This is a genomic window from Hyphomonas sp. ske169 (genome assembly GCF_056850855.1).
On the sequence record NZ_CP096146.1, the window covers coordinates 2,231,283 to 2,254,030 of the forward strand.

At 54.8% G+C, this 22,748-nt stretch carries 26 protein-coding genes; 13 read left to right on the plus strand and 13 right to left on the minus strand.

The genetic code is table 11. The features are described 5' to 3' along the window. The first annotated feature begins 62 nt into the window (after positions 1–62). The 6 genes from ftsE (at position 63) to MY069_RS10885 (ending at position 4,576) form a co-directional block, all read left to right on the plus strand. Positions 63–779, plus strand: a complete 717-nt coding sequence (gene ftsE, locus MY069_RS10860; RefSeq protein WP_482793806.1) for a cell division ATP-binding protein FtsE — start codon at positions 63–65, stop codon at positions 777–779. Then, entirely contained in the window at positions 776–1,651 is an 876-nt protein-coding gene (locus tag MY069_RS10865) for a cell division protein FtsX (RefSeq protein WP_482793807.1), read from the plus strand. The genes ftsE and MY069_RS10865 overlap by 4 nt, the downstream gene beginning before the upstream one ends. Beyond that, on the plus strand, positions 1,648–2,400 hold the full coding sequence (locus MY069_RS10870; protein ID WP_482793808.1) for a lysophospholipid acyltransferase family protein: 753 nt from the start codon (positions 1,648–1,650) through the stop codon (positions 2,398–2,400). The genes MY069_RS10865 and MY069_RS10870 overlap by 4 nt, the downstream gene beginning before the upstream one ends. After that, positions 2,397–3,017 carry a DNA-3-methyladenine glycosylase family protein gene (locus MY069_RS10875; protein ID WP_482793809.1) on the plus strand — a complete coding sequence of 207 codons (621 nt, stop codon included), beginning with the start codon at positions 2,397–2,399 and terminating at the stop codon, positions 3,015–3,017. The genes MY069_RS10870 and MY069_RS10875 overlap by 4 nt, the downstream gene beginning before the upstream one ends. A gap of 179 nt (positions 3,018–3,196) precedes the next feature. Then, on the plus strand, positions 3,197–3,760 hold the full coding sequence (locus MY069_RS10880; protein ID WP_482793810.1) for an HNH endonuclease: 564 nt from the start codon (positions 3,197–3,199) through the stop codon (positions 3,758–3,760). Positions 3,761–3,835: 75 nt separating this feature from the next. Next, positions 3,836–4,576, plus strand: coding sequence for a hypothetical protein (locus MY069_RS10885; RefSeq protein ID WP_482793811.1), 741 nt, complete (start codon positions 3,836–3,838; stop codon positions 4,574–4,576). On the opposite strand, the gene MY069_RS10890 is transcribed toward MY069_RS10885, so the two are convergent. The 3 genes from MY069_RS10890 to efp are packed head-to-tail and all read right to left on the minus strand — an operon-like array spanning position 4,573 to position 6,166. Next, complete coding sequence (locus tag MY069_RS10890) at positions 4,573–4,776, minus strand: hypothetical protein (protein WP_482793812.1); 204 nt, start codon at positions 4,774–4,776, stop codon at positions 4,573–4,575. The genes MY069_RS10885 and MY069_RS10890 overlap by 4 nt on opposite strands. Beyond that, positions 4,766–5,587, minus strand: coding sequence for an inositol monophosphatase family protein (locus MY069_RS10895; protein ID WP_482793813.1), 822 nt, complete (start codon positions 5,585–5,587; stop codon positions 4,766–4,768). Before MY069_RS10895 ends, MY069_RS10890 begins: the two co-directional genes overlap by 11 nt. A gap of 12 nt (positions 5,588–5,599) precedes the next feature. Beyond that, on the minus strand, positions 5,600–6,166 hold the full coding sequence (efp, locus tag MY069_RS10900) for an elongation factor P (protein WP_482793814.1): 567 nt from the start codon (positions 6,164–6,166) through the stop codon (positions 5,600–5,602). A 121-nt stretch (positions 6,167–6,287) separates the two neighbouring features. Between efp and MY069_RS10905 the strand changes: the two genes are divergently transcribed. After that, a complete protein-coding gene (locus tag MY069_RS10905) occupies positions 6,288–6,593 on the plus strand; it encodes a DUF4282 domain-containing protein (protein WP_482793815.1) in 306 nt (101 codons plus the stop codon). Here the strand turns inward: MY069_RS10905 and thiE are convergent. Both thiE and MY069_RS10915 read right to left on the minus strand, forming a co-directional pair. Continuing rightward, positions 6,590–7,282: a thiamine phosphate synthase gene (thiE, locus tag MY069_RS10910; RefSeq protein WP_482793816.1), complete on the minus strand. Its 693-nt coding sequence runs from the start codon at positions 7,280–7,282 to the stop codon at positions 6,590–6,592. The two genes, MY069_RS10905 and thiE, sit on opposite strands and share 4 nt — an antisense overlap. Before the next feature lie 13 nt (positions 7,283–7,295). Beyond that, positions 7,296–7,541, minus strand: coding sequence for a DUF2798 domain-containing protein (locus MY069_RS10915; protein ID WP_482793817.1), 246 nt, complete (start codon positions 7,539–7,541; stop codon positions 7,296–7,298). A 133-nt stretch (positions 7,542–7,674) separates the two neighbouring features. Here MY069_RS10915 and MY069_RS10920 point away from each other — a divergent pair, with 133 nt between their 5' ends. Continuing rightward, the gene (locus MY069_RS10920; protein WP_482796699.1) at positions 7,675–9,036 is read left to right on the plus strand and encodes a polysaccharide pyruvyl transferase family protein; all 1,362 of its coding nucleotides are present in this window, start codon (positions 7,675–7,677) and stop codon (positions 9,034–9,036) included. Positions 9,037–9,102: 66 nt separating this feature from the next. Here the strand turns inward: MY069_RS10920 and MY069_RS10925 are convergent, their stop codons facing one another. From MY069_RS10925 to MY069_RS10950, 6 genes are all read right to left on the minus strand, one after another. Continuing rightward, positions 9,103–9,996, minus strand: coding sequence for a fructose bisphosphate aldolase (locus MY069_RS10925; protein WP_482793818.1), 894 nt, complete (start codon positions 9,994–9,996; stop codon positions 9,103–9,105). Between the two features lie 154 nt (positions 9,997–10,150). Further along, a complete protein-coding gene (locus MY069_RS10930) occupies positions 10,151–11,335 on the minus strand; it encodes a phosphoglycerate kinase (RefSeq protein ID WP_482793819.1) in 1,185 nt (394 codons plus the stop codon). A gap of 12 nt (positions 11,336–11,347) precedes the next feature. Continuing rightward, on the minus strand, positions 11,348–12,355 hold the full coding sequence (gene gap, locus MY069_RS10935) for a type I glyceraldehyde-3-phosphate dehydrogenase (protein ID WP_482793820.1): 1,008 nt from the start codon (positions 12,353–12,355) through the stop codon (positions 11,348–11,350). 146 nt (positions 12,356–12,501) lie between these two features. Continuing rightward, complete coding sequence (locus MY069_RS10940; RefSeq protein WP_482793821.1) at positions 12,502–12,945, minus strand: ABA4-like family protein; 444 nt, start codon at positions 12,943–12,945, stop codon at positions 12,502–12,504. Between the two features lie 13 nt (positions 12,946–12,958). Then, positions 12,959–14,110, minus strand: coding sequence for a glycosyltransferase family 4 protein (locus MY069_RS10945; protein WP_482793822.1), 1,152 nt, complete (start codon positions 14,108–14,110; stop codon positions 12,959–12,961). Between the two features lie 102 nt (positions 14,111–14,212). Next, the gene (locus MY069_RS10950) at positions 14,213–14,662 is read right to left on the minus strand and encodes a DUF6265 family protein (protein ID WP_482793823.1); all 450 of its coding nucleotides are present in this window, start codon (positions 14,660–14,662) and stop codon (positions 14,213–14,215) included. A gap of 445 nt (positions 14,663–15,107) precedes the next feature. On the opposite strand from MY069_RS10950, the gene MY069_RS10955 reads away from it, so the two are divergent. The 3 genes from MY069_RS10955 (at position 15,108) to MY069_RS10965 (ending at position 19,163) form a co-directional block, all read left to right on the plus strand. Beyond that, on the plus strand, positions 15,108–16,970 hold the full coding sequence (locus MY069_RS10955; RefSeq protein WP_482793824.1) for a ribonucleoside-diphosphate reductase subunit alpha: 1,863 nt from the start codon (positions 15,108–15,110) through the stop codon (positions 16,968–16,970). A 371-nt stretch (positions 16,971–17,341) separates the two neighbouring features. Next, a complete protein-coding gene (locus tag MY069_RS10960; RefSeq protein WP_482793825.1) occupies positions 17,342–18,124 on the plus strand; it encodes a lipid A-modifier LpxR family protein in 783 nt (260 codons plus the stop codon). A 52-nt stretch (positions 18,125–18,176) separates the two neighbouring features. Next, positions 18,177–19,163, plus strand: coding sequence for a lipid A deacylase LpxR family protein (locus MY069_RS10965; protein WP_482793826.1), 987 nt, complete (start codon positions 18,177–18,179; stop codon positions 19,161–19,163). 2 nt (positions 19,164–19,165) lie between these two features. Here the strand turns inward: MY069_RS10965 and MY069_RS10970 are convergent, their stop codons facing one another. Then, a complete protein-coding gene (locus MY069_RS10970) occupies positions 19,166–20,368 on the minus strand; it encodes an acyltransferase family protein (RefSeq protein WP_482796700.1) in 1,203 nt (400 codons plus the stop codon). Positions 20,369–20,562: 194 nt separating this feature from the next. Here MY069_RS10970 and MY069_RS10975 point away from each other — a divergent pair, with 194 nt between their 5' ends. Together MY069_RS10975 and MY069_RS10980 are read left to right on the plus strand one after the other, a co-directional pair. After that, a complete protein-coding gene (locus MY069_RS10975; RefSeq protein ID WP_482793827.1) occupies positions 20,563–21,591 on the plus strand; it encodes a ribonucleotide-diphosphate reductase subunit beta in 1,029 nt (342 codons plus the stop codon). Positions 21,592–21,679: 88 nt separating this feature from the next. Beyond that, a complete protein-coding gene (locus tag MY069_RS10980; RefSeq protein WP_482793828.1) occupies positions 21,680–22,099 on the plus strand; it encodes a hypothetical protein in 420 nt (139 codons plus the stop codon). Here the strand turns inward: MY069_RS10980 and fsa are convergent. After that, positions 22,096–22,746: a fructose-6-phosphate aldolase gene (fsa, locus tag MY069_RS10985; RefSeq protein WP_482793829.1), complete on the minus strand. Its 651-nt coding sequence runs from the start codon at positions 22,744–22,746 to the stop codon at positions 22,096–22,098. The genes MY069_RS10980 and fsa overlap by 4 nt on opposite strands. Positions 22,747–22,748 lie beyond the last annotated feature (2 nt).

The following is a 22,748-nucleotide window of genomic DNA, read 5'->3' on the forward strand; positions in this document are numbered from 1 at the left end:
GACATTCGCGCAATTTTTAGGAATAGTCGATATGCCCTAAAGCCTATTGCTGAAGGATGAACATGACTCGCTTTCGACCTGATCTTAGCGATGAGCCCGCAGTCCGCCTGGACGGGGTGAGTTTGACCTATGAACGCACTGGGGAAGTGTTGACCGAGCTCGACTTGGTGTTGCGCCAAGGCAGTTTCACATTTTTGACCGGTCCGTCTGGGGCAGGGAAGTCGTCCTTGCTGAAGCTGATGTATTTGGCGCATGGGCCGACGCGCGGCGCCATCCGTCTTTTTGGGCGGCAAACCCATGAGCTGAAACGCAAGCAGTTGGCGGCGATGCGGCGCCGAATTGGGGTCGTGTTCCAAGAATTCCGGCTGCTCAATCATCTGACCGCATTTGAGAATGTTGCCCTGCCGCTGCGTGTCGCCGGGCAGAAATCTGACCAATACAAAAACGAAGTCATCGACCTGCTTCGCTGGGTTGGTTTGGGCGAACGAGTGGATGCGCCAACGCCATCGCTCTCAGGCGGTGAACAGCAGCGTGTGGCAATTGCGAGAGCCCTCATCAATAAGCCAGATCTGCTCATCGCGGACGAACCGACCGGCAATGTTGATCCTGAAATGGGCCGGAAAATTCTGCGCCTATTTGCGGAGCTGAATAAGCGCGTCGGCACGACCATCTTGATTGCAACACATGATCTAGACCTCATTCGCGAGTTTGATGTCCCGGTCTTGCGCCTGAATGACGGACTATTGGTGCGGGATGTCGAGTATGGAGCCGCGCAATGAGCCGCCGCGAGTCACCCCTTCTGCCCGCCAGCGACGCCCGCGAAGCTGCGCTTTTCTTTGTCATTGGCGCGCTGTGTTTTCTCGCTGCGCTCGCTGCTCTCACCACACGCGGCACCTATAAAGCCGCCGAAGCGTGGGGGGCGCAGATTGAAGGCGATATTACGGTGGTTATGCGCGACACGGACCGGCGCACAGCGGAACAGCTTGCTGATCGAACCGGCGCGCTGGCCAATGTTTTTGAAGCGCGCGTTCTAACCCGCGAAGAGGTTGAAACGCTGCTGGAGCCAAGCCTTGGCCCGGGCGGGATGCCAGATGGCTTGCCCATCCCGATGCTGATGGTCGTACAAGCGGACATGGCGGTCGGGGATCCCAGTGATGATATAAACCGCCTGCTTGATGAGTTTGGCGTTGATGGCGATGTAGCAGGCAATGCCGGCTATGCGGATAATGTTCGCGGCGCTTTAGGGGTTTTGCGATTGGTGGCACTCTCGATTGTGGCGCTGCTTTCGGCGACAGCGATCGCGGTGATCGCCTTTGCCACTCATGCTGCTCTTTTGGCGCGGCGGGATATTGTCGATGTGTTGCACCTGTCAGGGGCAGAGGACCGCTATATTGCGGGCTTGTTTGAACGCCGGTTCTGGATCTTGGCGCTGCAAGCTGGGCTTGGTGGCGCGGTCGCCGCTTTGATGGTCACCGCCCTGATTGTGTTTACCGGCAGCGGCTCGCAAGGCGTGGAATCGCAACTTTTACCGCGGCTCAGCTTGGATTTTTGGGACATTGTTATCCTTTTGGTGACCCCGATTATGGCAGGACTTGCCGCTCGAATGGCCGCGCGATTGACGGTGCTGGCATCGCTTAAGGAAACACTGTGAACGCAATCCGGTCGTTTATTTATGTGATTTGGCTGTATGGCTGGATGGCGGTGCTCGGCATTCTGGCTTTGCCGACTCTATTCCTGCCGCGCGGTGCGATCTTATGGGTCATTCGCCTCTATGCGCGCACGGTCGTGCTCGGCCTGAAGTGGATTTGCGGCGTTCACGTCGAATTTCGCGGACTGGAGCATGTATCGGGTGGCCCGCTTCTGATTGCTGGGAAACATCAGGCCATGCTGGATGTGTTTGTTCCTTTTTTGATTTTTGATGACCCTGTCCTGGTTATGAAACGCGAGCTGCTTTGGTATCCGGCGCTCGGTTGGTATGCGATGAAAACGCGTATGCTGGCGATTGACCGGGCGGGCGGCGCGAAGACGATGCGCAAAATGCTCGCCGCCGCGCAGGCTCGTGTGGTCGGGGAAAGCCGGCAAATGCTGATCTATCCGGAAGGTACGCGCAGCGATCCTGGGGCCGCGCCGGACTGTAAGCCCGCGGGCGTGCGCGCCTTTTATAAGACACTGGACGTTCCAATGCTGCCACTGGCGACCAATTCCGGTCTGTGCTGGCCTGCTCATGGCATGGTGCGGACACCGGGTAAGGTTGTTTATGAAGTCCTGCCGCCGATCACGCCAGGCATGAACCCCAAAGCGATGCTGGCTGAGCTAGAAGCGCGATTGGAAGCGGGCAGCGACCGGTTGCTTGATGAGGGGCTCGCCGCTCAAGGCCGGACACGCGCGGACCTTAAATGACGGCGCCCCGCGAAGCAGTGTTGCGCGCGGCGTGTGAAGCGCTCGCGGCAACCGATCCAGAATTAAAACAGGCCTATGGCAAGGTGGATTTGCCGAACTGGCGTGGCCGTCCCGCTAATTATCAAAGCCTCGCGCAAATTGTCGTCTATCAACTGATCTCGACCAAAGCGGCCGATGCGATTTGGGGACGGGTGTGCGCCCGCCACACAGAGCTAACGCCGCGCGCGGTGCTTGCAGATGATCCAGAGCGCTTGTTGGCCTGCGGTCTGTCCCGACCGAAACTCGGCCATCTGATTGCAATCGCCGAAGCGGTCCAATCGGGCGTGCTCGATTTTGACGTGCTGGCGCAGATCCCGATTGATGCGGCCCGGAAAAGGCTGGTCTCTGTTCGCGGGATAGGGCCTTGGACGGCGGAGACCTTTTTAATGACGGCGCTTGGCCATTTGGACGCGTTTCCGCATGGCGATGTCGGCTTGATGGAAGCGCATAAACGTTTGTCAGGTGCGGAAGCGCGGCTGTCTGCGAAGGCGTTTTCCGAGCTCGCAGACGGCTGGCGTCCGCATCGCGCCGTGGCGGCGCACCTCCTATATGATTGGCTCCACTCGGTCCGCGATTGAGCGATTTTGGCCGTGTGCTGCCCAAAGAAATTCGCGTTTTGATTTGACCTGGACGGCCAAAGCGGCTGTCATATGATCGTTACAGCGAATCAGTAAGGCTGTGCACACACTAAAAGGAGCGCCCGCTTTCAAGACGAAGGTTCGATACCCGACCGCCCTCATGACAGAGAGATTTTGTCATGGCTGAGGTTCTTTCCGCCCCGCCGAATGGCCGCCCAGCTCTTGTTTTGAACGCGGACTACCGTCCACTATCCTATTATCCGCTCTCGCTCTGGCCGTGGCAGGACGTTGTAAAAGCTGTGTTTCTCGACCGGGTCGATATCATTGCTGAATATGATCATTATGTCCGCAGCCCGAGCTTTGAAATGCGCTTGCCATCGGTCATCGCTTTGCGGGAATTTGTCCGGCAGGACCGGGTGCCAGCTTTCACGCGTTTCAATGTGTTTCTGCGTGACGGGTTTAAGTGCGTCTATTGCGGTTCGCCAGATGATTTGACCTTTGATCACGTGATCCCGCGCTCGAAAGGTGGCCAGACCACTTGGGAGAATATTGTCGCGGCATGCTCGCCCTGTAATCTCAAAAAAGGCGGGCGGATGCCAAAGGATTGCGCGATGCATCCAAACCGCAAGCCAGAGCGCCCCAGCAATTATTATTTGCAGGAAATGGGACGTAAATTCCCACCGCATCACCTACACGAGACGTGGATGGACTATCTCTATTGGGATATCGAACTCGACCGCTAAAAAGCCTGATCACCGCTTGCTTGTGAAGTTTCATTAAGTTTGCCAAACTCCACCTCGGAGAGAGGGATTGGTTTTATGTGGCAAGTGCTGCGATCCATATCGGATACGCTTGGCGTTGGGTTTTTGATCATGCAATTGATCAAGCTGATCGGCATGGTGTTCACACTGATTGGTCCGCTAAAGTTTATCTCTAGCTTGTTTGCGGGCATCTTTCCGCTGATTGCGAATTTCTTCAAAATCTCGTTCGGTTGGACAATTAACGGGCTCGACGTGATGGCCATTGCCATCGCGGTGTCAGGAACGCTTATCGTCTGGTCCTCCGTCGCCCGTGAAGAGGCGATGGGCACCAAATATATCTTTCGATTCTTCCTGATTCCGTATGCGTTTTTGGTGATCTTGTTCGCAATTGCGGTGCAGGTCATCACACCGATTGTTGAGATCAATCACTTCAATTCCCAGTGCAAATCAGGCGTCGAGAACGTCTCCTTCTATGGCAGCTCATGCGCAGAAATGACGGGCCAACTGATGATGTGGGATGATACTTTTGGTGAAGGGACTGAGCCGCCGCCTACTGTGGATCCAGCTGCTCCCGATACATCAACCGTGCCGCCAGAGGTCGAAAGTGGTGACGAAGCAGGGCTGAGCTTCTTTCTCGCTATCGCGTATCTGGCGGGAATCCTGCCTTTGATCGCGCTATTTGTGTTCTTTTTCAAACGTTTGTCGGTGAACAAATTGCTGAAACGCGTGGTGATTGCCGGGGGGTCTGCCGCCGGATTGGCGATCGCCTCAGCTGCCTATGCGTCGGTGTTTGGCTAGGCCTCGCCGCGGGCGCGAAGCCAAATCAACAAGAGCGGAATCCAGATCAATGATAGGGTCAGCATGCCTTTGACGGCTTGATAGCCGACCCACCACCAAAAAAATTGTTTCTTGTTCGCATTGAGCCAAGCGATTCCCGCGCGTAGGCGCGTGATAGGGCCATTGCCCATCTTGGGTTCCGGCGTTTGATCAGTCGACATTTGGGGGTCTGGCCCCAGCTTGGCGTAAGCGCTTTTCGAGCAGCGGCAACAGATCGGAATTACTCGCAAGCACCGATCCTGAAACCAATGGATCACCTTTGCCGTTTAGTTCGGTGACTGCGCCACCCGCCTCTCTGACCAAGACCATTCCAGCGGCGATATCCCAGGCCTTAAGATGACTTTCCCAAAACCCGTCAAACCGGCCAGCCGCCACCCACGCCAAGTCCAAGGCCGCCGAACCATAGCGACGGATGCCTGCGACGCTGCGGGTCATGACTTGGATCTCACGCGCGAAGCGATCGTGATATTCCTCAGATTTACCAACCCACGGCGTTCCTGTGGCGATCACCGCTTCCTCCAGTTTGTTTCGCCCGCCGACGCGAAGTTTGCGCTGGCCAAGCCAAGCGCCGCGTCCGGTTTCGCCCCAGAAGATTTCATTCTTAGCGACATCATAAACGACGCCAGAAAACAGTTTTCCTTCGCGTTCCAGCGCAATCGACACAGCGTAGTGCGGCTGCCCGTGAAGAAAGTTCAAAGTCCCATCCAGAGGGTCGACAATGAATTTATTGGTCTTGTCACTTCCCTCAACAATGCCACGTTCCTCCATCACGAAGCCATAACCAGGACGGGCCTTGGTTAGATGCTCATAGATGATGTCTTCGGCGCGGTGATCGGCATTTGAGACAAAATCCGCCGGGCCTTTTTTGGACACTTGCAGAAACTCGACTTCACCGAAATCGCGGGCCAGCGAACGCCCCGCTTTGCGAGCCGCTTCAATGATCACATTGCCGAGCGCTGAGGGTTTAGACATGTCTGAAGGGCCTTAATCAGCGCGGCGCAAATATGTGCGGTCTTCGGTCTGCACGACAATCCGCTCGCCAACACCGATGAAAGGGGGGACGGTGACGCGCACGCCATTGTCGCAAGTGGCTGGTTTAAAGCTATTTGCTGCTGTCTGGCCTTTGACGACGGGTTCAGTGTCTTCAACTGTCAGCGTGACCTGCTGCGGCAGCGCGACGCCAATTGGCGTGTCGCCATAGAATTCGATTTCGACGGTCATCCCGTCCTGTAGAAAATCGCCATCATCACCGACAAAGTCTTTTTGAAGCTCGATTTGCTCGAATGATTCCTGATCCATGAAGGCATAGGCTTCGCCAGCATCATAGAGGAATTGAAAGTCTTTTTGCTCGAGGCGAACGCGCTCGACGGTTTCATTGGCTCGGAACCGTTCATTGGCTTTCGAGCCATTGAACAGATTGCGCATTTCAACCTGATTGAACGCGCCGCCTTTGCCTGGCTTCACGTGGCTGCACTTCATCGCGCGCCAGACGCTGCCATTATACTCAATCACCATATTGGGTTTGATTTCGTTGCCGTTGATTTTGGCCATGTGACGTCCTCATCAGTAGAGCGCGCGGGGTAGCGGTGACGGGCGCTTTGGTCAAGTTTTGTGGACAGACCGCTCCGCTTGAGGTTGAATATGCTAAATTGCTCAATACGGAGGGGTAATCATGGGCATGATTTCTGGTTTTCTGAGTTTTGAAAAATCCATGGGCGAGACGTTGACGCGGATCCTCTATTATCTTGGGATTGTTGGCATCCTGTGGCATGCGGTTCGCCGGTTTTGGTTCTGGCTGACCTATCTCGACAATGATTGGGATACAGCGCTCTGGGGCATGATTAAAACGCCGATAGGCGCCATCATTGCGATCTTGGTGCTGCGCGTTGTGGCTGAATTTGTTCTTGCGCATTTCCGCATGGACAAATCGCTGCACGACCAAGTGACGGGCCGCGCCGCGCCTTCAAAATCGGACTAGATTTTCGAAGCGGCCATCGCATCATCAATCACGCGATTGAACATTGCGACCGCGGCGGCGGGACCATCTTGGTGGTCCCACACGCCGCTGGAAACCGCCAAGAAATCTGCGCCCGCTGAAACCAGCGGCCCAGCATTGTCCAATGTGATCCCGCCAATCGCCACACAAGGCAGGGTCAGGAACATCTGGCACCAGGTTAGAATTTCAGGGTCGGCCGGCGTCGTATCGGCCTTAGTTTGGCTGGGGTAAAATGCTCCAAACGCGACATAATCGGCCCCAGCTTCACCAACGATCATCGCGTGGTGACGGGAGTTTTTGCAGGTCGCCCCGATGATCATGTCTTCGCCGACAATGCTGCGGGCCTCAGAAATCTCCATATCATTCATACCGAGATGGACGCCGTCAGCTTCGAGCGCCCGGGCCAATTGCGGGCTGTCATTGATGATCAGCGCAATATGCTCGGCGAGGCAAATGCGTTTGACCGCTTGCGCCAGTTCGCGCGTCGCTGCGGTATCAATCTCATCGCCTTGTTTCAGTCTGATCTGTAGGCTGGCTATGTCGCCGCCTTGTATAGCGGCGCGGAACTGATCCACAAATGCCGGAATGTCCGCAATCTGCGGCGGCGTGATCAAATAGAGGCGCGGGCGTTCGCGTTGCGGATCGGACATGATGGCTGGGTTTGCGCTCAACTTGACCTATTCGTCAAGATTTTCGGTCGGTTCCGGTCAACCAATTGGTGAGTTTTCGTGCGCTCGGCCCCCAAATCAGGGCGGCGAACCAGGCAACTGGATAGGCCAGGCTCCAAGCAATAAGCCAACGCTCCCCAAGCCCGGAATCGATTCCAGTGTTCACCATGGTCACAATCAGCGCCACCAAAGCGCTCATCCCGCCCGAGAGGAGACCGGTGTGGATTAGCCGCCAGATGAGAGATTTTGGTTCGCTACGCATCGCGGATCAACTTTTGCCTAATTTTTTTAATGCTTTAGGTTACCATGACAGGGCGTGTTGAATACCGAAAACACCCGGCACATGGTTTGCAAACTTCTGACTTGTAAACGTGCGGCGTTGGTTTTTGATCGCGGTGTGGGAATTGAGTTCCAGGATCTCGGCATGCCTTGCGAGCTGCCGCGTTTTATCGTTCTGGAGGCTCCAACTTTGGGGATATAAGTTGAACAAGTTGAAAAAAGCCAGTGAAAGCAGGGGCCTCGACGGAGGTTACACGCACGCAGCTGCGCCGAAAATCAGGCTGTTCAATGCTAAATTTAGCCCGAATTTAGGCGACGGATTGCTTTCTGAGTGCTTGGAAGAGGGACTCATCAACTTGGGCGCAGATCGGGACACTTGGTCGATCGATCTCGCTCAAAGGCTAGCCTATGGCGATGAGATGGCGGGCCGAGCACTAATCATGTCGGTGCTTGAAAAAATGCCCACGCGGGTGCGCCGCAACGCCATTCGCATCCCTTTAGCGATTAAATCCGCGCAAAGCTGGCGTCCTCACTATGCTAGCTCATTGCACGGCGCCAATGCGGTTGTGATTGGTGGCGGAAACTTATTGTCTGACATCGACCTCAATTTTCCCACCAAACTGTCACTCGCGGTTGAGGAAGCGGAGAAACTTGGTCTGCCAAGCTTTATCTATGCTGCTGGGGTTGCCAGCGATTGGAGCCCTCGCGGCGAAGCGATGATCAGAGCGGCATTTCGCAAGCCGAACGTGAAAGGGGTTTTTGTTCGCGACGTTGAGTCAAAAGAACAATGGGACACCCGGTTTGGAGAAGCGACAGGTCATCAAGCGCTGGTCGTACGGGATCCTGGCCTACTGGCGCAGCAAGTCTATGACTTGCCCGTCCGGTCTCAATCTAAACCGGCGACCGGGCCGCGCCCTGTGCTCGGGCTGGGGATTATGAGCCATGTGGCGATCAAGTATCACTCCGCGCTTACCCCATCACGTGACTATCTTGACCAATGGTATGTTGATGTCGCGCGGGAAGCGATCAAGCAAGGTTTCCATTTGAAAGTGTTCACAAATGGAAGCCCCGAAGATCGAACGTATGCGGCTGATTTGTATGATCGTATCCGAGCGCTGGGTGATGAAACCGTCCTCTCCTTCCCGACCGCAAGCAATCCAAAAGAGCTGAGCGGCATCATTTCGGAGCTTGATGTGTTAATCGCGTATCGCATGCACGCCGTGATTGCTGCCTATTCACTGGGAGTGCCGGCGATTGCCTTGGCATGGGACCGAAAACTCTCCTCGTTTATGAAATCTGTTAACCGAGAAGAATGGCTATACGATGTGCAATCCATTCCGGCGGCAGAATGCGTTTCGCTGGCGCTGAAAGCGAGCGAAGACGGAATACCGGACGAACACAGGCTGAAAGTGCTAAGCGACGCGCGCGATGGGATCAAACAACTCTATTCCAGCATCACAGCCAGCCTTCAGAACTAACCGCCAGCCAAGAAAAAGGCGGCCCGAGGGAAGAGCCGCCTTTTCCAAACATGTCTTGATTGGGCGTTAGCCGGCGCAAGACGCGTCATAGATGCTGTCAATTGTGCCCGCCAGCAGAGAATCGAAATCGCTGTCGCTTTGTTTGGCTGACAATCCTTCGGTAAGCGCGCGGGAGAAGCTTGCAATCATGCCGGTATTCTCACAGAGGCGGCGATTGGCTTCGTCGCGGCTATATCCACCAGACAGTGCAACGACGCGCATTACGCGCGGATGGTCGACGAGGGTTTTGTATTGGTTGCTTTTTTCCGGCAGGGACAGTTTCAGCATGACCTGTTTGTCAGCCGGCACGGTGTCGAGCTGTTTGGTAATCTCCGCCAAGAGCAGATCTTCGGCGGCCGCTTTGTCAGCGATCGTGATATTGATCTCTGGCTCAATAATCGGGACCAGGCCGTGGCTGAGGATCTGTAGACCCACTTGGAATTGCTGGGCAACATTCGCCGCAATGCCTTCGGCGTTGGCAGCATGGATAACTGAACGCATCTTGGTGCCAAAGATGCCGTTTGCGACTGCGCGTTCGAGCAGCGCATCAAGCTCTGGCATCGGGTTCATGAGTTGAACCCCGTTTTCTTCAGGCGCGAGGCCTTTGTCGACTTTCAAGAACGGAACAACGCCGCGCTTTTCCCAAAGGAATTTGGCCGTCGGCATGCCGTCAATCTGACCGTCCATTGTGCGCTCAAACAGAATAGCGCCCATGACTTTGTCGCCAGTAAAAGCCGGTGATTTGACGATGCGGGCGCGCATTTCGTGAATGAGGCCGAACATTTCTTCATCATTCGACCACGCGTCATCTTCGATGCCGTAAAGCTTAAGCGCTTTTGGCGTCGATCCACCCGATTGATCAAGCGCAGCAACAAAGCCGTCTTTCTGAGCCGCTTGCTGCGTCATGTGTTGATTCACCATCTTAAAGGTCCCTTTCAAGATAGAAAAAAGGCTGGCAGCGTTTTGCGACCAGCCCGGATTGGTTAGTTGTGTATGAAACTGACACCGCTGTCTTTTTGGCGGCCTCTGCTTCCGTGAACATATCGGTCCAGCGGAAGAAGAATTTTGACGTCATTTAGTTGCCTTTGAGCGCCTCGACACCAGGAAGAGGCTTGCCCTCCATCCATTCAAGAAACGCGCCACCTGCAGTGGAAATATGTGTAAAGTCCTGTGCCACATTGGCGTGATTAAGAGCGGCCACTGTGTCACCGCCGCCAGCAACAGCGATGAGACTGCCAGATTTGCACCGCGTGCCAGCGGCTTGGGCCGCTTGAACGGTAGCTTTGTCGAATGGCGTCAGTTCGAATGCGCCGAGGGGGCCGTTCCATACTAATGTCTTAGCGGCATCGAGGGCGGAGGCCAGGATTGCGACAGTTTGCGGACCTGCATCCAGGATCATCTCATCATCAGCGACCTCATCGAGGCCGCAGGTTCGGTGGGGCGCGTTGGCGGCAAAGTCTTTCGCCACAACCACATCCATTGGCAGGAGAATATCGCAGCCCGCGGCTTTTGCGTTGGCTTCGATCTGCTTCGCGGTGTCGGTCAGATCATGCTCGCAGAGCGACTTGCCGACACTGTAACCGCGAGCGGCCAAGAAAGTGTTGGCCATACCGCCGCCAATCGCAAGGGCATCTACTTTCGACACGAGGTTTTTAAGCAGATCGATCTTGGAGCTGACTTTTGCGCCGCCGACGACGGCTAGGACGGGCCGTGTCGGCGTTCCCAGAGCTGCATCAAGCGCTTTCAGCTCGGCTTCCATCAGCAGACCAGCACAAGACGGTAAGAGACGAGCAATGCCTTCGGTTGAGGCATGGGCCCGGTGCGCTGCGGAGAACGCGTCATTGCAATAGACATCGCCCAGGCTGGCTAAGAAGCCGGCCATTTTCGGGTCATTGGCTTCTTCCATCGCGCTGAATCGTGTGTTCTCGACCAGAATGACAGCATCTGCGGGCGTGGCATCGATCGCAGCGCGGTCTGGACGTTCTACGAAAGTGACTGGCTTTCCCAGAGCTGCTTCCAGCGCGGGAACCGTTACGCGTAGCGACATGTCCGGGTTTGGCTGCCCTTTTGGGCGCCCGAAATGGGCTAGCAAGACGGGCTTGCCGCCCTTTTCCAGGATCTTCAGGATGGTTGGTGCGACTTTGTCGATCCGGGTGGTATCGGTCACGCGCCCATCCTCGACGGGCACGTTGATATCGATCCGGGTGACGACGACTTTCTCAACTAGGTCGAGATCGTCGAGGGTCTTAAAGTCTGCCATCAATCGCGATCCTTACAGGAATTTCGCCATAGCGAGGGCGGTGTCGCTCATCCGCGTGGCAAAGCCCCACTCATTGTCGTACCAAGACAAGACCCGAACCAAAGTGCCTTCGGTGACATTGGTACCGTCGGCTGCGAAGGTTGAGCTGTGAGCGTCATGATTGAAGTCAGCGCTGACCAGTGGCGCGTCTGAATATCCAAGGACACCCTTCATTGGGCCGTCAGCTGCAGCTTTAATCGCGGCGTTGACTTCTTCGACGCTGGTTTCGCGACCCGCATCAAAGACGAGGTCGATCATCGACACGTTCGGGGTCGGTACGCGAACCGCAGAGCCGTTCAGCTTGCCAGCAAGTTCTGGCAGGACCAGGCCAACCGCTTTCGCGGCGCCGGTTGAGGTTGGGATCATTGAGCTGGCTGCAGCGCGCGCCCGATACAGATCCTTATGCATCCGATCGAGGGTCGGCTGGTCGCCGGTATAAGCATGAACCGTGGTCATGTAACCGCGCTCGATACCGACTGTGTCGTTTAGAACTTTTGCGACCGGCGACAGGCAGTTGGTGGTACAAGATGCGTTCGAGACGACCAGGTCGTCAGCTGAGAGCGTGTCATCATTGACGCCGAACACGATTGTCTTGTCGGCGCCGCCTGCTGGGGCAGATACGAGAACACGTTTAGCGCCAGCTTCGAGGTGCGCCGCTGCTTTTTCTTTAGACGCAAAGATGCCGGTACACTCAAAAGCGATATCAATGCCCATGTCGCCATGCGGTAGCTCAGCCGGGTTGCGGATGGCTGTGCACTTAAAAGCGCGATCGCCAACGCGAATCATATCGCCGTCAACCGTGACCTCTTGGTTCAGTTTGCCGTGCACCGTATCATACTGAAGCAAGTGCGCATTGGTTTCGACAGGACCGAGATCGTTGATCGCAACAACTTCGATATCCTTACGATCGTGTTCGATGATAGAGCGCAGGACCAAACGACCGATACGGCCAAAGCCATTGATTGCGACGCGAAGAGCCATAGTGAAACCTCTTTTGCCAAGATGCTGAATTTGTGGGGTCTTTAGACGCAAGATCGGCGCCAGTCTAGCGTGTCAGACGGGCGCATCTCACCTGATTACGCTGTCACAATAGCGTCGCTATCAAGTCGAGGAGATTCCCTCTTCGATCAGCGCTCTTCGAGCATAAACCCATGGCCGGTCGCAAACCGCAATATTGCATAGAGAAGCAAGCCAACCGGTCCGAAGACATAAGACCCTAAAATGCACGGAATGGTTTGCCAATGCGCGATGCCGCGGCGCTGCGCATCGCGCGCGATCCATGCACCGACAAAGAGATCAAACACCAAATAATGCGACCAGCCGACCAAAACGCCATTCGGGTGATCGAAGAGTGCCTGGACGCCGCTGAAAGAGAACCCAGCGTCCGGATCAGACAGTCCGAACGCCATCGCCCCAATTAAAAGCGTCGCATAGATGGCGCCAATTAGCACCGGCCACAGCATAGAGTGGACGGCCGCTTTTGTGATTTTCGCTCGCGGCAGAAAGATCAACAGAGCCCATGCCGGCATTACCAGAACATTGATTGCTGAAAATCCGGTTTCCCAGGTCATTCCTTAAGCCCTCTTATTTTTCTTTCTTCTGAGATTCATCGGGGGTGTTCATCCAATCCGTGAACTGTTCCCAATCGATCCATGTTTTCTTTTTGCGTCTGAGCTTTTGCCAAAAGCGGCGGCGTTCGGGCGTCGGAAGCGGTTGCAGGTTTTCCAAGAAGGCGAGGGCAACTGAGCGCCAGCTATAACCCTCTGCATAGGTGCGGCAGGTCTCGCGGTCCAATTCGAGACAAGCCTTCGCGCCCGACGCGAGGTCGCCGCCAACCGGGGTAATTGTTCCTGCATTTGAACCTGGAATGACGTCTTTCGGACCGGTGGCTTCAAAAGCGGCGACCGGTGTGCCAGAGGCCATAGCTTCGAGGACAACCAGGCCGAACGTATCGGTGAGGCTTGGAAAAACGAACACATCGGCGCTGGCATAATATTTCGCGAGATCTTCGCCAAACCGGGCGCCCAGGAAGGTGACTTCTGGATATTTCTTTTTCAGGCTGTCCAGCGCTGGGCCGTCTCCGATCACGACTTTCGATCCCGGCAGGTCCAACTCAACAAAAGCTTCGATATTTTTTTCGACGGCGACGCGTCCAACATTTAGGAAGATCGGACGCGGCAGGTTGTTAAATGGATCATCCGTCGTGCCTGCCTCGATCCGGCGCGACGGGTGGAACAGCTCGGTATCAACGCCGCGGGTCCAAGCGACCAGATTGATGAAACGTTTCTCGCGGAGCTCTTCGACCATGCTCGGCGTCGGCACCATGACTTTGCCAGAATATTTGTGAAACCAGCGCACAAAGCTGTAACCCGTCGCGGTCGGGATCGGCATCCTGGCCGACACATATTCTGGAAACCGCGTATGATAAGCGGTCGAGAAGGGGTGTTTGATTTTCAAACACATTTTCCGGCCCGCCATGCCGAGCGTGCCTTCAGTGACAATATGGATGGCATCCGGCTCGAAAGCCTCAAACCGTTCTTTGATGCGACGCTCAGCAAACAAAGCGAGCTTGATCTCGGGATAGGTCGGCAGGGGCATGGTCTGAAAGCCCTCGCCGGGATGGATCACATCAAACTCATGACCTTCGGCTTCCAGCTCAGCGATCACGCGCTGCATGGTGCGAACCACGCCATTCACCTGCGGCTCCCAGGCGTCCGTGACGATCATTATGCGCATGTAGCAGCTCCTCGTCGCCCCGTTGACGATTGCATAGAAGTTCTAGGGAGCCGCGCTCGCGGCGTAAAGGCGAGGATGGTCGGGAACTGCATTCGCTGAGGGTTACTCGCTGCTGCAAGGTCGAAAGGCGAAGTCACGAGGCTTACTATCATCGATCTTGGAGATCCTAGCGCGCAGATGAGCGCCGTCTCGATAATAGTGAATCTTTTGCGGATAATCGTGCGCGGCATTGGCGAAGGTTACGGATTGAACTTCGATCTCGATGGCCGGAAAAGCGGACGGTCCGGTGCCGCGCGGATAGGCGTTGAAAGTGGGCGTCTCGCCGGGATCAACGCGCATCTGTTCAAAGAAGACCGCGTGGCCTTCATGATACACAACAGAATAGCCAAACAGGTAGCCGCCTTCAGACACCGACCAGATCTCTCGCGTGTCCCCTTCTTCACTTTGCCAGCACCCTGTCAGCCAATCCAGTTGATTCGCGTTTTGTGGAGTTGCGGCGGGCGCCGAGAGGCAAGCCGACAGCAGAAACAAACTTATAGTTGAACGAATCACTTGGCGGCCGCTCCTGTCTAAATCCGAGGGTCTCCGCAGAGTATTCAGGGCGCCGACCAGTGCAATCGCTATATGCCGGGCCTTCGAACCGTGCACCTACTAGATGTAGTAGGTGGTGGTTTCGTCTTCGTCTGATTGTGTCGTGAATCCCAAGATCGCTACACGCGTGGTTCGTTAAAAAATTCAAGCCGTTTGGTAAGGAATTTTTTTTCAAAGAAAGCAGTGCCCTTGCAGCCCCAATTGGGACGGGCGTGGGGGCGATGAATTAACTTCTCATTAACCACTTATCCACCGCCAAAATGACGTTTTTGAGACGCCCGCTGTTGACCTCTCATTAACCTTGGAGGCACAATATGTTGTGTGAGGGCTGATTTGAAACACCGTATATGGCGGTTTTCTGATTAATACCTATATGTGACGGGCCTTATGCAAGGGGTAAGAGACTATGGCAGGCACTAATAACGCGACGATCGCAAAACAGGCTAAATCTAAGGACGTGCAATCCGGCGCGCCAGAATTGCGAGTCGTACCGAGCGTTAAGATCGACCGGTCTCGCGACGCGCTGCTCACCGAGTTCGGAAAAGTTACCCTTGAGGACCGCTATTTGCTGCCTGGAGAATCTTATCAGGACATGTTTGCACGTGTGTCTGAGGCCTTCGCGGACGACGCTGATCATGCCCAACGTCTCTATGATTATATGTCGAAACTTTGGTTCATGCCGGCGACGCCTGTCCTGTCAAATGGCGGCGCAGACCGCGGCCTGCCCATCTCTTGCTTCCTGAACCAAGTCGGCGACAGCTTGGACGATATTGTCGGCACTTGGACTGAGAATGTTTGGCTCGCGTCTAATGGCGGCGGCATCGGCACCTATTGGGGCAATGTTCGCTCGATCGGTGAGAAAGTCGGCAATAGCGGCCAAACCAGCGGCATCATTCCCTTCATTCGCGTGATGGACTCTTTGACCCTGGCGATTAGCCAAGGCTCACTGCGCCGCGGTTCCGCGGCGTGCTATTTGGACGTCCACCACCCGGAAATCGAAGAGTTCCTGGAAGTCCGTAAGCCCTCTGGCGACTTCAACCGGAAATCTCTGAACCTGCACCACGGCATCAATATCACCGATGCGTTCATGGAAGCGGTGAAGAATGATGAAGAGTTTGAGCTCTTGTCTCCGAAATCAGGTGAGCCGCTGCGCAAAGTGAATGCGCGTAAGATTTGGCAGAAAATTCTCGAGCTGCGTATTCAAACCGGCGAGCCATACTTGCTGTTCACTGACACCGTGAACAATGCGATGCCGGCCCACCAGCGCCAGCTTGGCCTGAAAGTGACGCAATCTAATCTCTGCTCCGAGATTACGCTGCCAACTGGCGTCGATCATCATGGTGAAGATCGTACAGCGGTTTGCTGCCTGTCTTCGATTAATGCAGAGAAATTCTTTGAGTGGAGCAAAGACGAGCTCTTCCTCGAAGACGTTTATCGCTTCCTGGATAATGTGCTTCAAGACTTTATCGATCGCGCGCCACCAGAAATGGCCCGCGCGGTATATTCTGCAAAGCGCGAACGTTCTGTCGGGCTCGGCCTAATGGGCTTCCACTCTTTCCTCCAATCGCTCAATCTCCCGATGGAGAGCGCGATGGCGAAAGTTTGGAATGAGAAACTGTTCAAACATATTCGCCAAGGCGCTGATGCGGCGTCGGTCAAGCTCGCCAAAGAGCGCGGGCCTTGTGAAGATGCTGCCGAAGCTGGCATGATGGCGCGTTTCAGCCACAAAATGGCGGTCGCGCCGACGGCCTCAATCTCGATCATTTGTGGCGGCACCAGCGCCGGCATCGAGCCAATCCCGGCCAATGTTTACACGCATAAGACGCTGTCCGGGTCGTTCACGGTCAAGAATAAGTATCTTGAGCAAATGCTAGAGGAAAAAGGTCAGAACACAGATGAGGTGTGGACCTCTATTCTCGAACATGAAGGATCGGTTCAGCACTTGGATTGCTTGGACGAGCACGAGAAATCGACATTTAAGACCGCGTTTGAAATTGATCAGCGCTGGATCATTGAACATGCGGCCGATCGCACGCCTTATATTTGTCAGGCGCAGTCGCTGAACGTATTCCTTCCGGCCGACATCAATAAGTGGGACCTGCACATGCTGCACTGGACAGCTTGGGAGCGTGGTGTGAAGTCGCTTTATTATTGTCGCTCTAAGTCCGTGCAGCGCGCGAGTTTCGCCGGGGCGGACGAAAAAGAAGCCAGTATGAGCGGGATGGATGTTCCGAATACCGACTATGACGAGTGCCTCGCCTGTCAGTAAACGAGCTCAATTAATCAATCAAAACCCCGTCAATTTGGCGGGGTTTTTTCGTTTTAGGCGCCTACTTGAGACGAAAACAGCTCTGTTTTCGCTCTCCAATAATGTGTTCTTCGGGCGACTTTAGCCCAAAAACGCGCAAATTTTCGGCAAAAATGAAGATTAAACTGGCCTGAGTTAACATTGTTTCACGGGTCAAGTTGGACCCAGATGGCTAATAAATACGGGCATGATCACGTTTCTGTGATCCGCAAAAGCTTAATAGAGAGGCGCGCAATCGGATTTTGGGACGTCAAACGTTCATGTTAAGGTAAGGATGATCAGTCAGCTTCTTAGGGGACCACGGAGCTGACACGATGAGAGGCTTGAGAAGAATGATTATTGCAGGCACATCTTTGATGGCCGCGATGGCATGTCAGACCTGTATTCACGCGCAAGTGAATTCGGGACCTCAAATCGATGATGAAACTATTCTGGCCGCCAGTCGCGCCCTCGGACAACGCTCTCAGACTCGCGTCAATCTCGTCTATTCGGGAACCTTCGCAAAAACCGAAACGACGCGGCATTTCGGCTTTCAACTGCCAAAAGACACTGATCTCGGATTTAAGTTTGATAGTAGCAAACCTTTGAACTCGCGGCGGCTCTACTCTGGGGCTATTATGACGGACGTGGCGGCTGATCGGGCAGAGGCTAATCTCTCGCCTGTGCCGCGCGAACAGAGACGTTTGACCGCGGAAATCGCGCTGTCTGCGTCCTCTGAACAAACGGGCCTGGGCTTTGACGTTGGCATCGCGCCACGTGTCGAAATCACGCGTGATGGACAGTTTGCGTCTCGCCGGTTCGGGGGTGAGGTGCGCATCGGTCAGAACTTCGACAAGCGCGGCGAGCCAACCAATTCAAGCTGGTATCTGTTCGCAGGCGCCGATGGCGAAGCGTTGGTCTGGGAGCCGGATGAGCAGGGGCTTGTGGCTGTTGGAGCTATGGCGCTTCGGGACAAGGTGACCGTCGGCGATGTTCAAGCCGGCGTGACGATTGAGCGAGGCTTGGGCCAGATTTCTTTCAGCTATATTCGGCGTGAAGTCGAATATCGGGAGCGAAATCTCGGCGCCAATGAAAATCAGGACTTCGCGGGAGTGAGCTTTACCATTAAGCGCTGAGCGCATGGTTGCTCAAAGATGTATAGGAGCCGCCAGTCTGGCGGCTTTTTTTATGACCGCCGCTGGCGCGCAAGAGACAGTTAATCCGGCTTTAGAGCCGCCGCAGCCGGTTGGCGTTTGGTCTCTGACCTCTGAAAACGATCTGTTCGGCGGTACCGATCGAAACTATTCCAATGGGCTTCGCATAGAGCGCGTGCGACCGGCCAATAAAGTAACCCCGGGTTTGAATTGGGTCGCCAATCGCATTCCCTTCTTAGATCTCGACCGAACCGAATTGCGGCAAGGCTTCGCGCTCTCACACACGATTTTTACGCCCGAAGATATTGAAGCGCCGGTGCCAGATCCGGAAGACCGGCCTTATGCGGCGTGGCTCTATGCGTCTGGAACGGTGGTCGGCACGACACGACTGGGGCCGGGCGAGATGGTACAGGATGTCTTGCAGGTCAATCTCGGCGTGGTCGGCCCCTCTGCTGGCGGGCAATTTGTGCAAGAGAATTGGCATGATTTGATCCAGGCGGTCGAACCGCGAGGCTGGGACTCGCAACTCAAAGACGAGTTTGGGATCGAGATTACGGCCCAGCGGATGCGGCAGTTTGAGGGGCCAGATCTGCCTTTAGGACTAGAAACAGATTACGCTCTGCATGGCGGGGCCACGCTGGGCAATGTTCGCACCTATGCCTCGATTGGCGGAATGGCTCGGGTGGGTTGGGATCTGTCCTCTGATTTTGGACCTCCGCGCATTCGGCCCGCGCTTGCCGGGGCCGGTGTGTTTCGTCCGGGCCGACCCTTCGGCGGATATGTCTTTGCGGGCGTTGAAGGTCGCGCCATTGCCCGCGATATGTTCCTAGATGGCAATCTCTTCCGCGACAGTGCGCGGGTCGAAGACCGAAGAGACTATGGCGCCGATCTGCAATTTGGTGTCGCGCTACATCAAGGCGATGTGCAGCTCGCCTTCACCTATGTTCACCGAACCGAAGAGTTCGTCGCGCAAAGCGGACCTCAACGTTTCGGGGCTGTGTCGGTATCGATTGCGCGTTGAATTCAACGGCCCATTTTGAGGTTCTGCTTGAGGGCTGATTTCCTCCAAAACGGTTCGCCGTTGAAAGCGAAGGTCAGCAGCTTTGACCGGGCGATAAGCCAGGCTGCAACAAAGCTCAGTGCATATGTGAGCAATACCGCTAGGAGAAACTCGATCGTCGGGTCCCAAGATACGAAAATGAGATAGTATCCGAGCAGGTTGCAAATGGGATAGTGCACCAGATAGACGGTATAAGAGTATTTTGAGATGGCTTTTACGGTGGGATTAGGTTTGCCGATTTTATCGGCCAAATATCCGAATAAGAACAGCGCGATACCCGTTCCCAAACCACTTGATATGAGTTTTCGAACGATCCCCCAAACGGAATTATCAATACCCGCGCCGAGGACAAACACGGTAAACATTGTCGCCAAGACCCATACGCGCAGCGGGGTCGCGCGAAACAGGGTTGATCTTAGCTCTTCGCTGGCACCGAGCAGCAAGCCCAACATGAAAATTGGGAAGTAGGAAAATAGTGTATCTGCGTTGAGGAGAGCGATAATGGTGGGTTCAAATCCTAAGAATGATTTGAATAGATAGAAGGCTGCTTTGACGCCAAAGCTCCACAAGCTGATGGTGACCACAACCGTCCACCAGGTCGACACTTTTCTATCTAAGTCGACCAGCATTTTCGCAGTGTTGTTCAGCCACGGCATCAAAACGCCCTTGGCAAAACCCCACCACGCGATCAGCGTAAAAATTCCGAGTGTTGATAAGAACCAAAGGTGTCCGATCCAACGGCGATCAACAATGGAAAAGTCTCTGCTCAGATCCCCCAAAAATGAGGTTGTCTCAGTTGCTTTTGCCGCCGCAGCCAAGCTGGCCGCGTAAATCGTAATCGGGCTCAGGATCAAAATCCCAAAGAAAAGAGGAACGGCGATCCTAAGAAGCCGTCCGCGCGCCCAATCGTCATAACTTCTTTTGCGCAGGAGGAAGATTGAAAGGATCGAGGAGATCATGAAGAAACCAGGCATCGAAAAGACTGGAATCGCCGATAGAATCGGCGCCAGCCAGCTCGACTCCGGCGATGAGACAATCCAATCTGCCACGGGATTGTAGACATGCGCGATGTGCACCAAGACAATCAGCAGCAGCATGACTGCTCTTAATAAATCAAAATGATGGAGCCGTTGAGTGGCCGTGTTTGCTGTCGTCAAAGTGTTCATCCCCGTCCTGCAGACGCCGGATCGACTCGCAAACACCATGCCATTGCTCATGGAACAGGCCTGATTCGAGGTTAACATTCACTTTCTTGTGGGCAGGCTGTGGAGAAGTGCCGCAGATCATCAGGATACATCTTGCGTGCGGTAACGGATTTAGACACTATATGTAGTGTGATAGACATTTAAGGGGTTTGAGCATGGCCGATGGTATGGCGAAACTTCCGGGACTTTTAACACCGTCCCATTCTTACAAGCCGTTCCGCTATGCGTGGGCGTATGATTTTTGGAAATTGCAGCAACAGGTGCACTGGCTGCCCGAAGAGGTGCCGCTCGGCGAAGATTGCAAAGACTGGGTCAACAAGCTCAATGATAAAGAGCGCAATCTGCTGACTCAGATTTTCCGCTTCTTCACCCAGTCAGACGTCGAAGTCGGCGCCAATTATATGGAAAACTATATGCCGCTATTTAAGCCGGTAGAGGTCCGTATGATGCTGGCAGCGTTCTCCAATATGGAGACCGTGCACATCGCCGCTTATGCGCTTTTACTTGAGACGATCGGCATGCCAGATTCTGAGTTCTCGGCCTTCATGGAATATGAGGAAATGGCCGCGAAGCATGATTATCTCGGCCAGTTCGGCACCGAGACCGAGGAAGACATCCTCACCTCTATGGCGGTGTTTGGCGGCTTTACAGAAGGCCTGCAATTGTTCGCCTCCTTCGCGATGCTGATGAACTTCCCACGCTTCAATAAAATGAAGGGGATGGGCCAAATCGTGTCTTGGTCAGTGCGCGATGAGTCGCTGCATTGTGAGGGCATGATGAAAATGTTCCACACATTCGCCGCAGAAACGGGCGCGCTGAACACACGCGTGAAAAACCGCATCCGCGAAGCCTGCGAAACTGTGGTGCAGCTAGAAGATAAGTTCATCGAACTGGCTTTCGAAGCCGGCGAAGTTGAAGGCATGACGCCAACCGATATTCAGCAATATATCCGCTACATCGCCGATTGGCGTATGGGCCAGCTAAAGCTCGATCCGATTTATGGCGTCGAGAAACACCCGATTCCGTGGCTGACTGAGATCCTCAACGGCGTCGAGCATGCCAACTTCTTCGAAGCCCGCGCGACGGAATATTCAAAAGGCGCCACGCAAGGCGACTGGCATGGCGATAGCGGCGTTTGGTCAATGTTCGACAAGCGCAAGCCGCAGACAGTGCTGACAGGCTAGCCGGAAAGGCAACCGCAAACTTCCAAAGGCGCGGCTGGACAGTCGCGCCTTTTCTGTGTCTGCTACGCCCCAGATGAGGGAGACGAAAATGCGTAAAATTCTGATTGGAGCAGCCGGCTTTTTGGTTCTGACCGCGTGTGGCGATAGCGCCGAAGTATCGCTCAATAAGACCTGCAATGCGGTGATGGCTGATCCGGATGTGCAGCGGGATATTTTGGAAGCGAGCATCTCAGCTGAAGACTATTGTGCCTGCACAAGCAAGCAAATCTTAGCCTTACCAGACACGGCCCGCGACACCGCCATTTCCACTTTAGAGTCGATGGAAACACTAATGGCGGAGCATAATGGATCTGCAGAAGCCGCGTTCCGAGCACTATCTGAGGCGCGACGCGCGGATGATGCGACGCCTGAAGCCGAGGCGGCTTATAAGAGAATGGATGATCTCGGCGAACAGCTCGAAGACTATCTCGATCTTATGCGCGCCGCGGGCGGCGCCTGTCCCATTTAGACTTTTACGCCGCCTTTTTCCGCGTCTGCCAGGAAGGCTGCGAGGCCTTTATCGGTTAGCGGGTGATTGGCGAGGCCCTTGAGCACATTTGGCGGCACGGTCGCGACATCGGCGCCCGCCAAAGCGGAGAGTTTGACATGGTTCGCGCTGCGAATAGAGGCGGCGAGAATTTCGGTCTCGAACATGTAATTGTCATAGATGACGCGAATTTCTTCGATCAGCTCCATGCCATCAATATTGATATCGTCGAGACGCCCGATGAAGGGTGAGATATAAGTCGCGCCGGCTTTCGCTGCGAGCAGAGCCTGATTGGCGGAGAAGCAGAGCGTGACATTTACCGCCGTGCCCATATTGGCGAGCTCACGGCAGGCCCGCAGACCATCCATAGTGAGCGGCAATTTCACAGCAACATTCTCGGCAATCGCTTGAAGTTTCTTGCCTTCCGCGACCATCTCCTGCCATTCGGTGGCGACCACTTCAGCGCTGACATGGCCGTTTGTCAGGTCACAAATCTCGGCGATGACTTCTTTGAAATCGCGGCCAGATTTTGTGATCAGGGACGGATTGGTTGTGACGCCATCGATCAGGCCCGTGGCCGCCAGCTCCTTAATCTCAGTCGTGTCTGCGGTATCGACGAAGAATTTCATAG

Coding starts and splice junctions, on each gene's coding strand:
- ftsE (WP_482793806.1), top strand. CDS start 63: ATGACTCGCTTTCGACCTGATCTTAGCGATGAGCCCGCAGTCCGCCTG.
- MY069_RS10865 (WP_482793807.1), top strand. CDS start 776: ATGAGCCGCCGCGAGTCACCCCTTCTGCCCGCCAGCGACGCCCGCGAA.
- MY069_RS10875 (WP_482793809.1), top strand. CDS start 2,397: ATGACGGCGCCCCGCGAAGCAGTGTTGCGCGCGGCGTGTGAAGCGCTC.
- MY069_RS10880 (WP_482793810.1), top strand. CDS start 3,197: ATGGCTGAGGTTCTTTCCGCCCCGCCGAATGGCCGCCCAGCTCTTGTT.
- MY069_RS10885 (WP_482793811.1), top strand. CDS start 3,836: ATGTGGCAAGTGCTGCGATCCATATCGGATACGCTTGGCGTTGGGTTT.
- MY069_RS10890 (WP_482793812.1), bottom strand. CDS start 4,776: ATGTCGACTGATCAAACGCCGGAACCCAAGATGGGCAATGGCCCTATC.
- MY069_RS10895 (WP_482793813.1), bottom strand. CDS start 5,587: ATGTCTAAACCCTCAGCGCTCGGCAATGTGATCATTGAAGCGGCTCGC.
- efp (WP_482793814.1), bottom strand. CDS start 6,166: ATGGCCAAAATCAACGGCAACGAAATCAAACCCAATATGGTGATTGAG.
- MY069_RS10905 (WP_482793815.1), top strand. CDS start 6,288: ATGGGCATGATTTCTGGTTTTCTGAGTTTTGAAAAATCCATGGGCGAG.
- MY069_RS10915 (WP_482793817.1), bottom strand. CDS start 7,541: ATGCGTAGCGAACCAAAATCTCTCATCTGGCGGCTAATCCACACCGGT.
- MY069_RS10925 (WP_482793818.1), bottom strand. CDS start 9,996: ATGGTGAATCAACACATGACGCAGCAAGCGGCTCAGAAAGACGGCTTT.
- MY069_RS10930 (WP_482793819.1), bottom strand. CDS start 11,335: ATGGCAGACTTTAAGACCCTCGACGATCTCGACCTAGTTGAGAAAGTC.
- gap (WP_482793820.1), bottom strand. CDS start 12,355: ATGGCTCTTCGCGTCGCAATCAATGGCTTTGGCCGTATCGGTCGTTTG.
- MY069_RS10940 (WP_482793821.1), bottom strand. CDS start 12,945: ATGACCTGGGAAACCGGATTTTCAGCAATCAATGTTCTGGTAATGCCG.
- MY069_RS10945 (WP_482793822.1), bottom strand. CDS start 14,110: ATGCGCATAATGATCGTCACGGACGCCTGGGAGCCGCAGGTGAATGGC.
- MY069_RS10955 (WP_482793824.1), top strand. CDS start 15,108: ATGGCAGGCACTAATAACGCGACGATCGCAAAACAGGCTAAATCTAAG.
- MY069_RS10960 (WP_482793825.1), top strand. CDS start 17,342: ATGATTATTGCAGGCACATCTTTGATGGCCGCGATGGCATGTCAGACC.
- MY069_RS10965 (WP_482793826.1), top strand. CDS start 18,177: ATGACCGCCGCTGGCGCGCAAGAGACAGTTAATCCGGCTTTAGAGCCG.
- MY069_RS10970 (WP_482796700.1), bottom strand. CDS start 20,368: ATGAACACTTTGACGACAGCAAACACGGCCACTCAACGGCTCCATCAT.
- MY069_RS10975 (WP_482793827.1), top strand. CDS start 20,563: ATGGCCGATGGTATGGCGAAACTTCCGGGACTTTTAACACCGTCCCAT.
- MY069_RS10980 (WP_482793828.1), top strand. CDS start 21,680: ATGCGTAAAATTCTGATTGGAGCAGCCGGCTTTTTGGTTCTGACCGCG.
- fsa (WP_482793829.1), bottom strand. CDS start 22,746: ATGAAATTCTTCGTCGATACCGCAGACACGACTGAGATTAAGGAGCTG.